The sequence below is a fragment of the Pseudohongiella sp. genome, assembly GCF_040877505.1.
Lineage (GTDB): Bacteria > Pseudomonadota > Gammaproteobacteria > Pseudomonadales > Pseudohongiellaceae > Pseudohongiella.
The window spans coordinates 74,883-87,395 of the sequence record NZ_JBBDNQ010000045.1 but is presented as its reverse complement, the minus strand read 5'-3'; the positions used below and the strand labels follow the sequence as shown (position 1 = coordinate 87,395).

Annotated in this window: 10 protein-coding genes; 3 read left to right on the top strand and 7 right to left on the bottom strand. The window is 55.9% G+C overall.

From position 1 onward, the window contains the following. Positions 1-6: 6 nt before the first annotated feature. A complete protein-coding gene (locus tag WD071_RS16330; protein WP_368049468.1) occupies positions 7-2,553 on the bottom strand; it encodes a M1 family aminopeptidase in 2,547 nt (848 codons plus the stop codon). Between the two features lie 166 nt (positions 2,554-2,719). Continuing rightward, positions 2,720-5,164, bottom strand: coding sequence for a DUF305 domain-containing protein (locus WD071_RS16325; protein WP_368049467.1), 2,445 nt, complete (start codon positions 5,162-5,164; stop codon positions 2,720-2,722). A 378-nt stretch (positions 5,165-5,542) separates the two neighbouring features. Here WD071_RS16325 and WD071_RS16320 point away from each other — a divergent pair, with 378 nt between their 5' ends. Together WD071_RS16320 and leuB are read left to right on the top strand one after the other, a co-directional pair. After that, on the top strand, positions 5,543-5,668 hold the full coding sequence (locus tag WD071_RS16320; RefSeq protein ID WP_368049466.1) for a hypothetical protein: 126 nt from the start codon (positions 5,543-5,545) through the stop codon (positions 5,666-5,668). A gap of 158 nt (positions 5,669-5,826) precedes the next feature. Beyond that, positions 5,827-6,936, top strand: coding sequence for a 3-isopropylmalate dehydrogenase (leuB, locus tag WD071_RS16315; protein ID WP_368049465.1), 1,110 nt, complete (start codon positions 5,827-5,829; stop codon positions 6,934-6,936). An 8-nt stretch (positions 6,937-6,944) separates the two neighbouring features. On the opposite strand, the gene WD071_RS16310 is transcribed toward leuB, so the two are convergent. Both WD071_RS16310 and WD071_RS16305 read right to left on the bottom strand, forming a co-directional pair. Next, positions 6,945-7,466, bottom strand: a complete 522-nt coding sequence (locus WD071_RS16310; protein ID WP_368049464.1) for an RDD family protein — start codon at positions 7,464-7,466, stop codon at positions 6,945-6,947. A gap of 66 nt (positions 7,467-7,532) precedes the next feature. Beyond that, positions 7,533-8,009, bottom strand: a complete 477-nt coding sequence (locus WD071_RS16305; RefSeq protein ID WP_368049463.1) for a hypothetical protein — start codon at positions 8,007-8,009, stop codon at positions 7,533-7,535. Between the two features lie 154 nt (positions 8,010-8,163). On the opposite strand from WD071_RS16305, the gene WD071_RS16300 reads away from it, so the two are divergent. Then, positions 8,164-9,705 (top strand): alpha-isopropylmalate synthase regulatory domain-containing protein, encoded by a 1,542-nt coding sequence (locus WD071_RS16300; RefSeq protein WP_368049462.1) that lies wholly within the window; start codon positions 8,164-8,166, stop codon positions 9,703-9,705. Positions 9,706-9,711: 6 nt separating this feature from the next. Here the strand turns inward: WD071_RS16300 and lptG are convergent, their stop codons facing one another. The 3 genes from lptG to WD071_RS16285 are packed head-to-tail and all read right to left on the bottom strand — an operon-like array spanning position 9,712 to position 12,341. Next, positions 9,712-10,785, bottom strand: a complete 1,074-nt coding sequence (gene lptG / locus WD071_RS16295; RefSeq protein ID WP_368049461.1) for an LPS export ABC transporter permease LptG — start codon at positions 10,783-10,785, stop codon at positions 9,712-9,714. Further along, positions 10,785-11,891 (bottom strand): LPS export ABC transporter permease LptF, encoded by a 1,107-nt coding sequence (lptF, locus tag WD071_RS16290; protein ID WP_368049460.1) that lies wholly within the window; start codon positions 11,889-11,891, stop codon positions 10,785-10,787. The genes lptG and lptF overlap by 1 nt, the downstream gene beginning before the upstream one ends. A gap of 15 nt (positions 11,892-11,906) precedes the next feature. Continuing rightward, positions 11,907-12,341, bottom strand: coding sequence for an acyl-CoA thioesterase (locus WD071_RS16285; protein ID WP_368049459.1), 435 nt, complete (start codon positions 12,339-12,341; stop codon positions 11,907-11,909). Positions 12,342-12,513: the final 172 nt, after the last annotated feature.

The following is a 12,513-nucleotide window of genomic DNA, read 5'->3' as shown; positions in this document are numbered from 1 at the left end:
TGACAGTCACCGGGCGGCGCGCAGCAAACTGTCAGCCGCTTGCAGGAGTTTTGCCCGCAGTTGCGGCTGCATGTCGGTACGCTCGTTCAGATATCGCTGAACAATCGCGGCTGCCTGCGCTGAACTGTGGCCGTCCAGCGTGGCATTGAGCCAGCGCAGCGGGAAAAAAATATCACCGGTCTGCTGAATATCTTCCAACAGCATCAGCGCCGGCCTGATCAACGGGATAGCGGTGTCCGCGCGCAGCGGATGATGGACAAAGCGGGTCGCATCGAGCACCCAGGATTCCTGCCGCCGATTTTCCAGAGCAGCAAATGACAGAAAAAACTCAGCGCGTCTATCCGGATCCTGGCTCAGTGCCGGACGTACAAATTCAAACCGGTCCAGTCGGTCGGGGTTACTGATCCGCGCCTGCTGCATATCCAGAATTGCGTCTGCTTCGGGTACACCCCTGAGCGCCAGGGCTTCGGCAAGATCAATGTACTGCTGCTCTTGCAAGGGCAGGCCCTCAATCTCTCGCCTCATATGCCAGATCGCAGCCAGTTCAGCCACACCAGACTCAGTGCTGGTGACATCCACAATGGCATTGAAGTAAGGGCCCTTGCGGCCGGCGCCATTGGCGCGTGCCAATGCCTGCCACAGGGCGTCTTCCTGCGACCGGGCACGCACCTGCCGTTGTTCCTCAGACAAATAACGCCACCAGACGCTGCGCAACAGACCCAGCACCTGCTGGGCAATCAGGGGATCCTGTTCACGGGTCACACCGACCAGCAGGGCGTCATGAAAGGCCAGCGGATCGAGGGAGTCCTCCAGCAGGTCTTCCCACAGATTTTGCCATACGACCGCCCGGTGCAGACCGGAATCAAGCCCATGCACATTGGCCAGCAAAAATTGCCGGCTGCTGTCGTCCAGTTCAAAGCGGGCGTAGCCGACACCGTCGGCACCGGCAAGAATGAAATCCGGTGCCTTGTCTGACAAGCCCGGGGGCATGGCCACAGTCACATGTCGGCCACGAAGCTGTGCTACGTGCTCCGTTACCAGTCCGTCCCGACCGACCGCCAGCACAACCGGTTGCTGCCACAATAAATCCCGCCCGGTATTGTCATCAATCTGTGACACCGTGATACCACTGTCTTGCCAATGCGCCTGAATTCGCGGCCGTCCGGGTTCATCTACCCAGGTCCGGCTCCAGGCTGTCAGGTCTTCTGTGCTCATGGCATCCAGCAAGCTGATCAGGTCGGGCCAGCTGGCGTTGTCAAACGCATATTGCGTCAGGTACTGCCGCAATCCATCGCGCAGGACGTCCTCGCCCAAAAGCGTTTCCAGCTGCTGCATGACAATCGGCGCTTTCTGATAAATGATGGCGCCGTACAGGGAGCCGGCGTCGCGCAAATTACCCAGTTGCTGACGCACAGGATTGGCGCCAGCAGTTCTGTCAACGGCATATGCCGCCGGATGATGGGCCTGGAAGAAACGCAGATCCAGGTCCAGCTCGGGAAACGCGGGCCCGGCAATTTTTGCTGCCATGAAATTGGCAAAGACCTCTTTCATCCAGACATCGTTGAACCAGCGCATGGTGACCAGGTCACCAAACCACATATGCGCTGTCTCGTGTGCAATCAGGCTGGCTCGGCTCAACTCCTGGGTGCGCGAGGCGCTGGGGTCAAGAAACAGGGTTTCAGCGCGATACCAGATGGCGCCCGGATGCTCCATGCCGCCAAATTGAAATGCCGGTATGGCAAAAAAATCGAACTTGCCAAACGGATAATCGATGTCGGTGTAGTCTTCCAGCCAATCGAGCGCGGTAGCGTGCAGATCAAAAATGGCATCGCGATTGCGCGCGAGACGTTCGGGGTCAGTTTCGCGGTGATACAGGGTAAAGGTGCGCCCGTCACGCACTGCCGTTTCTGTCTTCAGATCACCCGCCGCGAACGCAAACAGATAGGAGCTGATGGGCAGTGTTTCAGCGAAGCGTATACGATCCGTGGCAGGCAGCTCCGGGTCCGGTTCGCGCCCCAGCTCAGCACCATTGGACAGGGCCTGCCAGTGCTCCGGAACACTCAACTGCAGGCGATAACGGGCCTTGATATCCGGCTGCTCAAATACCGGAAATGCAGTCGATGCGCGGTCGGGTACAAACAGCGCATACATGAACTCATCACGACGATTCAGTGCAGTATCCGCACTTCTGAATTCCACCCGCAATGACTGCGGACCGGGTTCGAGGGCATCCGCCGGAATAATTATATGGTCTGCTGCCACGGTATGTGCGACGGCCCCGCCATTCAGGGTCACATCCAGGACGTGGTCGGACGGCACACGAAAATCCAGCACCAGGGGCCGGGATGCGTCACTCAGATCAAACCCGGCAAGGAGCGAGCCGGTAACGGCCTGACGGCTGTCGGCCGGTACATGAAAATGGAGATCATAAACAACATTGGTGATCGTCATGGCCCGCTGTTCCGCCAGGGCCAGAGCCACACCGGCAGCGGGAAGATCGTTGCGGCCAGCCGGGCCGACACAGGACAGGAACGGGAACACGATCGTTACCATAATCAAAATTCTGCAAAGCGTCATGCAACAGCCTCCGGACCAGGAGATCCAAATGCAACAGGGGCTGCGTCGATGACAAATCAACACAACCCCTGCTTTTCTGCCAGCCACATCAGGCGCCAACGCGGCGCCGTGGCAAGCGTCCGACAAAGGCCCGAAGAACGGGTTAGCGCAAACGGCCGGCGATTCCTTCAACCGTTTCCAGCAGCGCCTGATAGCGCGCCTGTGTTGCACCCGTGCGGCTCATCGCCTCTGCTTCCAAAGACGTCGCCAATGACGCCAGTTGCGCCGCGACCGATGCGTTGCCGCCACCATTGGCCAATGCCGCGGCAGCATCATTCAGCGCCGTGCTCAGGGTCTGAGCCTGTGCAGCATCCAGCGCTCCGGCACGTCGCAACTGATCCATGTAGGCTTTGGCAACAACGGGATCGGCAGGCCAGTCGAGTTTGCGCTGCTGTTGCGGATTATGCAGATTTTCGGACGCCGTCAACGCCGCTGCAGCCAGTTCATTCTCGCTCAGATAATCACTCGGCGTCAGTTCAAACACATCCAGGCCACGTGCTATTTCGGTGCCGTATACCACACCGTTATACCAGTATGCAGACCAGTAGCCACCCATGACCAGTTCTTCGGAATCAACCGGCCCACGGTCGAAAAACGCAATCTCTACCGGGTTAGCCGAGTCGGTAAAGTCCATGACCGAAATCCCGCCCTGATACCAGGACTGGACAAAAATGTCGCGACCCGGGACCGGTACCAGCGAACCGTTGTGAGCGACACAATTTTCCTGATCGGATTGCGGTGCTGGCAATTTGTAGTGACTGCGGAATTCAAGCGTGCCATCAACAACATCGTACACCGCGTTGGCGCCCCAGTTGTCAGGATCAAACGCGCGGCAGCGTGCCCGCGAACCACCACCCCATTCATCGGTAAACAGGACCTTGGTGCCTTCATTATTGAAGGTAGCAGAGTGCCAGTAGGCAAAGCCGGTATCCACAACCTGATCCAGACGTGTCGGGTTCATCGGGTCGCTGATATCAAACAGGATGCCGTTGCCGGAGCAGGCGCCCGCCGCTATACCTAAGGCCGGGAACGCGGTGATGTCGTGGCAGTGGTTGGTTTCATTGGTCTCCTGAGTGCCTTCGCCGTGGTCACCGCCTTCCCACAGACCGGCAATAACACCGGAGTCAGGATCGGCGAAAACCTGAGGTCGATTCACAATACGGGCATCTTCCGGATTGTCCAACGGAATCTGCACTACCTCAATACGAAAACGTGCGGATTCGGCATCCTCATAGGGTGACTCATTTACGCAGCCTTCCAGCTCTTCTTCGGGACGCACATAACTGGTGCCAGAGATGTACACCAGAATGTTATTGTCATCATCAGGATCCGTCACCACCGTATGGGTGTGGGAACCACGGCAGGTCTGCACGGCGGCCACCTGGCTGGGCATGGTCCAGTCGCTGACATCAAAAATGCGAATACCGCGGAAACGCTCGTCACTGACCCGTTCGGCAACACCGGTCAGGCCACAGTCCAGACGGCCACGGTTCTGCTCGACAGACATGATCAGCAGGTCACCAATCACCGACACGTCACCCTGCCCGCCCGGGCAGACCACTGAACTCATCAGTTGAGGACTGGTCGGATTACTGATGTCATAGGTATTGAAACCATGATAGTTACCGGCAATCAGCACATTCTCGGCGAATGCGATATCCGTGTTGGCGAAATCCAGCAGACTGGGACGCGGTTCGGCGTCCTCATCATCGGATTCTTCGCCATCATCATTGATGCGGCTCATCGGCAGGCCCTGCGGATTGGCCGGGTCATAGAAACCCTCCGGCTTGGGCATGGCAGCGACTAACTGCATGTTAAGGGAGGCCTGTCCGGCGTTGTCGTAGCCTGCACTGAGGTTGACGCGTGGATCCGGCGACAGCGTTGCCAGCATCAGGGTCATGCGCTCGATTTCACTGGTTTGCTCGGTGGTCACTTCCGAGGTGAATTCAAACAACACCGGGTCCTGGGCGGAACCGCCCTGTTCCAGCAGGGTGTCCACCATGGTGATGGCACCCTGGTGGTGTTTGATCATCAATTCAAGATACAGGGCATCAAACTCTACCCCCTCAGTGCCGGCAAGTTCGGCCATCTCCTCGTCGCTGATCATGCCCGGCATCATGTCATTGTGCGAGCCATGTGAGCCGCCGCGCATGACATGATCTGCCATCGAGCTGGTGGTCGGCTGGCCACGTTCACGCAACCAGTCCTGCATGAAACTCATTTCATCTTCCTGCGACAACGAAATGCGCTGTCCAAGTTGTTGCATGTCCTCATTCTGGCTTCGATCTTCCAGCAGCGCACTCATCTCCACCGCCTGCGCGTGGTGAGCAATCATGTCCTGCATGAACTTGACGTCGGCGTCACTGAAGCGCATGCCAGCCAGATCGGAAGCCTCTTCGGCTGTAATCTGGCGACTGTTCTGGCCGGGCGCGCCGGGTTGCACAATCGGCACTTGTGAGTAGCTTTCGGCTGCGATGAACAAAGAAATGGCGGTAGCGAGCGACACACGTGTCGCAAAACGGAACATTTGAGCGGATGGTCTTGTCATTGAGCTGTCTCCGGGCTTTGTCATAACCGCCTCCCGAATACCTGCTTCGGGGGCATGTTAATGTCAAAGAATCTGATAGCGGAATAATATATAGCGCAACCTGACTTATGTATTATCAGGTCACGAATGTTCCAAAGATTACAACGGTTTTCTGACGGATGCCACTGAATACTCAGGCTAATAAGTCAAATAACCAAGCCCGGGCCCTATACATCAGCCCACAAATCGGGGACTGAATACCCCATTTTTCGACAGATGCAGGACAAAATGGGGCGAAAACCCTGCCAACCCCCCGTTCAAGGCTGGCGAGCAATCTTTCTCTGTGCCAGAATACATCAGGCTAAGTGATTGATTTTAATAACCGGAGCACTTTGATTTATGGCTGAAAACAAGGGAGACAAACCCAAGAAATTCTTTGGCTTTGAAGTTAGCGACACCATCAGTTACCTCGTGGTAGTCGTTCTTGCGATCATTTTCGTGCGTCAGATTATGGCGTTGTTCTGAATTCCGGTATTTTACTCTGAGGCCTGCATTCACCATTCAGACCAGCCGATATCCAATGCACCGGCCAGCCTCCCCCCCCAATTCCTCCGGCCCGCTGAGTTGTTTGCTTATGGCCTGCCGTGCTAGATTACGTCCCCTTTTGATCGACAGGAACCCTTATGAGCCACTACAAAATCGCTTTGCTGGACGGTGACGGCATCGGACCGGAAATCATGAAAGAAGCGGTCAAAGTGCTGAACCTGGTTGCCGAGCGCAACAATATCACCTTTGATCTGAACCATACCCCATTCGGCGCCAGTGCATATTTTGAATGTGGCCATCCGTTCCCTGATGCTACCAAACAGGTGTGTGATGAGGCCGATGCCATCCTCAAAGGCCCGATTGGCCTGAGCCATGAGGAGTCACAAAAGATCCCGGTGGACATGCAGCCCGAACGCGGTGCCTTGTTGCCACTGCGGCGACGCTACAACACTTACGCCAATTTTCGTCCGGTCTTCCTGCCACCGGGACTGGCACACTTCTCGCCATTAAAAAAGGAAATCATCGGTGACGGTATCGACATCATGATCATCCGCGAGCTGGTGGGTGGCCTGTACTTCGGTGAAAAAGAAACCGGCACTACCGCGGAAGGTGTACGCTACGTCAAGGAAACCCTGGAGTACGATGAAAACCAGATCCGCCAGATTGCGATTGTGGCGTTCAACACCGCCATGAAACGCAAAAAAGTGCTGCACAACATCCACAAGAGCAACGTTCTGAAATCCAGTGTCCTGTGGAATGAAGTGATGACTGAAGTCGGCAAGGATTATCCCGATGTCAAGGTCGAGAACATCCTCGTCGATGCGGCAGCAACATACCTGTGCCTGAACCCGGGCCGGTTTGATGTCATGGTTATGGAGAACATGTTTGGCGACATCCTCAGCGACCAGGGCGGCGGCATTCTCGGATCACTGGGCCTGATGCCCTCAGCGTGTCTCGGCGACAACAAGGCATACTACGAACCCTCTCATGGTTCTGCGCCCGATATAGCTGGCAAGAACATTGCCAACCCATACTCCATGATTGGTTCCGTGGCCATGATGCTGGAAATGAGTTTTGGCATGGATCAGGAGTCGAAAAACGTCTGGCAAGCCATGCAGAGCGTATTTGCCGATGGATATTCAACCCCCGATTTGTCCAGACCAGGCAGCGGCGTCAACATGATTGACACCCAGGCCTTTGGCGACAGAGTGGTAGAGGCATTGCGTAAAATGCCCATTGTGGCCTGATACGGATGTCAGAAAGGACGGGCGTCCTTGGGCAAAAGGACGGTTTTAGTGCCCGACATTCTTTCATGAACAGCATCGTGGTTTTTGTCCACGTATAACCAAAAGTAGCCCAGGCCGCCCAGCCAGAATGCCGGCCAGGCGGCCACGAACCGGATCAGGCCCTGTTTTGGCGGAATGGATTGATTGTCCGTGCGCAGCGCTTTGATCCGCCAGGCAATCATGCCCAGCGTCTGACCGGTACGCTGCCAGAACCACAGATAAAAACTGGCGGCGGATGTCACCATCATGGCAAGGGTCAGCAGCGACAGCACAGGATGTGTCTGCACCCGGCCATCAACAAGCTCACTGGTGTTATCGGCAAACAGCCCGAACACGAACAGCAGGATGAAACCCAGAATCATCCACATGGCAAACACCAGAAACATGTCGTAAAGCAGCGCTGCCAGGCGACGCAAAAGACCTGCGCGCGGCAATCGGGCAATTTCAGCCTCGCTAAGGAGGCGGCGTACGATCTTCTTTTTTGAACTCATCAGGGAAAAACACGGCTGGTGACAACAGAAGGTGCCAGTATAACGTATTTACCGCCGCACTGCCGCTCAGAACAGGACAGGCGGCGTGGTGTCCTCGGGTTCTTCGGGTTCCTGTTCGGCTGTATCGTCACTGATGCCGGAACGCACTGACGCGGGAATATCACCCAGCAATTGCCGCAATCGCTCCAGGTCTTCGGTATTCGACACGGTCGTCTCTTCGGTTTCGGACGGCTGCAGGTCACTGGCATTAAACACGACATTAAAGGTGTAACGCGGGTCGCGCATACACAGAATGGTGAATGCCGTTTCCTCGTTCTCGGTGCGATACTCATTCAGGCGCCCGTACAACACTTCGGCACACTCAGGGTCTTCCAGCGCACGCTCAGCGGCAGCAACCAGTAACTCGCGCAGATTCTCCTGACTCGGTGCCAGCCACAGTCGGTGAGGCTTCACCGCTTCAACTGCAATCTCTGCCTGTGTCTCTGCTTCAACTTCGGCGACTGCTTCAGCCGCAGACAAACCGCCACTGATCATGGACGACAATAATAATCCTGTAGCAAGCCTGATGCGCAAGTGTCTCATACGAATCCTATCGACAAACGCCCGGAAAACTTGAATCGGGCAGCAGGCTTATGATGCCTGAAAGGATCTGGTAGAATCCAGCCCTTGATTCAATCGGCTCAGGATACTTCCCGGCATGAATGCACAAACAAGCGGCAGACAGGTCCAGCTCCTGGACACCACCCTGCGCGATGGCGAACAAACTCAGGGCGTTTCATTCGCAGCCAAAGAGAAACTGCAGATTGCCCGTGCCCTGTTGCAATCACTGAAAGTTGATCGCATTGAAGTGGCCTCGGCGCGTGTCTCCGAGGGCGAGAAAAAAGCGGTCGCCGATATTAACGCCTGGGCCGCGCAGGAGGGTTTGCTGGACAAAGTCGAAGTGCTGGGTTTTGTTGACCATACCCTCAGCGTCAACTGGATACGGGACACTGGCGGCAAGGTCATCAACTTGCTGGCCAAAGGCAGCGAAAAACACTGCCGCGAGCAACTCGGCCGAACGCTGGACGAACACATCGACGACATCAGGCGCACTGCCGCCTATGCCCAGGAAAATGGGCTTGGCGTCAACATGTATCTGGAAGACTGGTCCAATGGTTATAAAGACAGCCCGGACTATGTTTTTGCCCTGGTGGCCGGTGTTCACGACTGCGGTATCCGCAACTTCATGCTGCCCGACACCCTGGGCGTGATGACACCCGATGAGGTGCATACAGCACTCTCCGACATGATCAGCCGCTTTCCGCAGCTGCGCTTCGATTTCCACCCCCACAATGACTATGGCCTGGCGACCGCCAATGTCATGGCCGCCGTCAAGGCCGGCATCAACACCATTCACTGCACGGTCAATTGCCTGGGTGAACGCGCTGGCAATGCATCGCTGGCGGAAGTGGCCGTGGTGCTCAAAGACAAACTCGGCATCCAGCTGTCCATCGATGAAACCCGTATCGCCATGCTCAGCCGTATGGTGGAGAATTTTTCCGGCAAATGGATCGCTGCCAATACACCGATTGTGGGTGCCGATGTGTTTACCCAGACGGCCGGCATACATGCCGATGGCGACCAGAAAGGCGGCCTGTATATCACCGCCCTGCGCCCCGAACGTTTTGCCCGCAAGCGCACCTACGCCCTGGGCAAGATGAGCGGCAAGGCGTCACTGGCCAATAACCTGGAAGAGATGGGGCTGGAGCTGAACGCAGAAGATCAACGCAAGGTGCTGCAGGAAATAGTCAAACTGGGCGATTCCAAAGCGCTGATCACCGCTGACGATCTGCCTTTCATTATCGCCGATGTACTCGAACGTCGCGAGTTTCGTTATGTCGAATTGCTGAACTGCTACATCAGCAGCGGCCTTGATGTCGACAGCACTGCCAGCGTCCGGGTCACCATCCAGGACAAAGCCTATAATGCGTCCGGCTCTGGTAACGGCGGATTCGCCGCGTTCATAGACGCCATCAGCAAGATCCTGAAGAAGCGCGATTTTGTCATGCCCGCCCTGCTCGACTATGAAGTGCATATCCCACGAGGTGGCAATACCAATGCGCTGACTGAATGCATCATTACCTGGAGAATCGAAGATCGGGAACTGAAAACCCGGGGCGTAGATGCCAATCAGGTATTGGCTGCCGTGAAAGCAACATTGCGCATGATCAATATGCGCATGCACAGCCTGACGCCGTAAAACCGACTACACGCGGCGCAGCAGAAACAGCCCCAGCAGCGCGCACAATAATATGGGTGCCAGGACAGCCACAAAAGGACTGATGCCGTACAGAATGGTCGCCGGACCCAGAGTGCGCTGAATAATGGTAAAGCCAAGACCGATGCCTATCGCCACAAATACCCGGTACCCCATCGTCGCCTCACGCAAGGGGCCAAACACAAAAGAGACCGCCAGCAGCACCAGACTCAATGTTGCCAGTGGTTGCAACAGCTTCTTCCAGAACGCCAGATAATAATTGCTGCTGTCCAGGCCCTCACTGTCAAAATAGCGGGCAAACTGATACAGGCCGCTGATGGACTGACGGTCCGGGCGCACCAGCAACACGCTGAGCAACGAGGGCGACATGTCCACCGACCACTGCAGTTGTTCATGATACTCTGCCTGCAACTGGTCACCGGTAAAACGTGTTTCGCGAACATCCGTCAAACGCCAGTAGGGCTCGCCCGCATCGTCGACATAATGCCCCTGCTCGGCAAAGCTGCTACGCAGCAACACGCGCCGGTCGCTCAGTTCATACACGGTGACACCAAACAGCTCGCGACCACCCGGCGCAATGGCGTTGATATGAATATATTCGTTGCCAATTTTACGCCAGTCACCCTGGGAACTGCTGATCGCCTGTCCCCCGCTCTGGCTCAGTGCCCGCTGACTTTGTGCTGTCTGCTGCAATGTTGGTGCAACCCATTCGCCCAGCACCAGACTGAACACCATCACGCCCAGCACCGGTATCATCACCCAGCCCACCAACACCGATGTTTTCACACCGGAAGACTGCATCACCAGCAGCTCCTGACTGGATGCCAGTATACCGAGACCGATCAACGCGCCACCCAGTGCCACAAAGGGTAATAACTCGTAGACGCTGGTCGGCAAGGTACGCAGGACATAAAGGATTGCATCCCAGGCGGTGTAATAACGATTGGTGTCAGCCATCTCCTCTGCAATGGTGAACACCAGGTCGATCATGGTAATCAGACCCAGCACGACCAGCATAGACAGCAGCACGGTTTTGGCCATGTAGCGTGCAAGCATCGGCATTATGTGATCCTCGCCAGTGCAGGTTGCTTAGGCCGGTCACGCCACATCAGCCCCAGGCCGGCAGCAATGAATACCAGATGTACCCACCACATGCCGATAAGCGGGGACAGACTGCCATCCTCAACCGCATCGCGGGACATCTGCAACAACATAAAATACAGACCATAAACCAGTGCGGCAGGCACCAGGCGGGCAAAGCGGCCCTGCCTGGGATCGACCTTGCTCAGTGGAACGGCCATCAAGGTCAACACGGGAATTAGCAATATCACCGAAATACGCCACTGCAACTCCGCTATGTAACCGGGGTCCGCGGAGCCCAGCAAAGCACGTGTCGGCAATTCGGTGCCGCGCAATACAGGGGCGATGGTGCTCTGCTCCGGCAGTAAAATGCCCTGCTCCTGAAACTCGGTGACGCTGTAATCAGCTGCGCCGGGGGTGCCATCATAAAAGTAGCCATTCTCCAGCAGCATGAAGCGCCGGCCGCTGGTCTCATCAACGATCGGGCGAGCGGACTCCGCCACCATGATACGCAAACCGGATTCGCCTTCTGGCGGATTCGGGTCACGCAACACCACAAAGGGGTTATTCAGTTGACGACCAACGTCAGTCTCTGACAATGACTCGGCATAGGTCACGCGCTGCCCCCGGTTAAAGGACTGGAACTGCCCCGACACAATCAGATCGATTTCGGTCAGCTCATCCTGCGACTGACGCAGCGCTTCTGTCTGCTGCAAACCTGCCGGGGCCGCATACAGGCTCAGCACCGCCATTGCGCACGCCAGTAACAGACCAACACCCATGGTCATGTTCAACAGCTTTGCGCGACTGAAACCACAGGCGTGCAACACTACCATTTCGTTCTCGGCGTACATGCGGCCATAGGCCAGCAGAACCGCCAGAAAGAAGGCAAAGGGCACAATAATCAGGAGAAATTCAGGCAACCGATACAACATCAGCATCAGCAGGATATCGGTGGTCATTTTGCCGGCCACCGCATCGGCCAGGTATTGCAGAAATCGTGACGTGAACGATACAACCAGCAGAATCAGCGACACGGCAAAAGTGACCTGAAGAAGTTGCTGGGTGAAGTATCGAAACAGAATCAATGGATGGCAGCCCGCTTATTCATCCGACTCGCCAACGAGGCTTGTGAAGGCCAGTGGCACAGCCGCAATCTTGTGTTTGTCGAAATCGAAAAAAACCACGCCCTGTTTGGCATTGCACACAACCCGGTCGAGCGCCGAGTTGGTAATCTGAAAACAGATATCACAGCCATATTTATTGAAGCGACTGACGCCCACTTCAATGACCAGCACATCCTTGGCAAACGATTGTGATCGGTAGTCGACGGCCATGTCAGTCACCACCATACCCAGACCAAAAATATTGGCTTCAGTCAGCCCCAGACTGGCCAGGAACTGCAGTCTCGCTTCATGCAGGATATGCACCATGGCGACGCTGTTCAAGTGCCTGGCATAGTCCAGATCACTGAATCGCACCGGGTGTTCCATGGTGAACAGGAACTCTTCCGGCATATTTATCTTGACGCGGGCCATAACAACTCCGTAATCAATGTTGCCCAGGATAATCCGTGGCGGGCAACAACAAGCTTTTATTGTTGGCGATGACGCATGTGAAACTCGGGTGTCCGGGTTATTGATAACAGCTGTCCGGATGCCATCGGGGCGCCAATTTTAATCGTCCGGGACGCTAAAGTACACTTAAGCC

What these genes read in the sequence shown, in the direction of transcription:
- WD071_RS16325 (WP_368049467.1), bottom strand. Translation starts at nt 5,164, where the DNA reads ATGACAAGACCATCCGCTCAAATGTTCCGTTTTGCGACACGTGTGTCG.
- WD071_RS16285 (WP_368049459.1), bottom strand. Translation starts at nt 12,341, where the DNA reads ATGGCCCGCGTCAAGATAAATATGCCGGAAGAGTTCCTGTTCACCATG.
- WD071_RS16330 (WP_368049468.1), bottom strand. Translation starts at nt 2,553, where the DNA reads ATGGTAACGATCGTGTTCCCGTTCCTGTCCTGTGTCGGCCCGGCTGGC.
- WD071_RS16300 (WP_368049462.1), top strand. Translation starts at nt 8,164, where the DNA reads ATGAATGCACAAACAAGCGGCAGACAGGTCCAGCTCCTGGACACCACC.
- leuB (WP_368049465.1), top strand. Translation starts at nt 5,827, where the DNA reads ATGAGCCACTACAAAATCGCTTTGCTGGACGGTGACGGCATCGGACCG.
- lptG (WP_368049461.1), bottom strand. Translation starts at nt 10,785, where the DNA reads ATGCCGATGCTTGCACGCTACATGGCCAAAACCGTGCTGCTGTCTATG.
- WD071_RS16320 (WP_368049466.1), top strand. Translation starts at nt 5,543, where the DNA reads ATGGCTGAAAACAAGGGAGACAAACCCAAGAAATTCTTTGGCTTTGAA.
- WD071_RS16310 (WP_368049464.1), bottom strand. Translation starts at nt 7,466, where the DNA reads ATGAGTTCAAAAAAGAAGATCGTACGCCGCCTCCTTAGCGAGGCTGAA.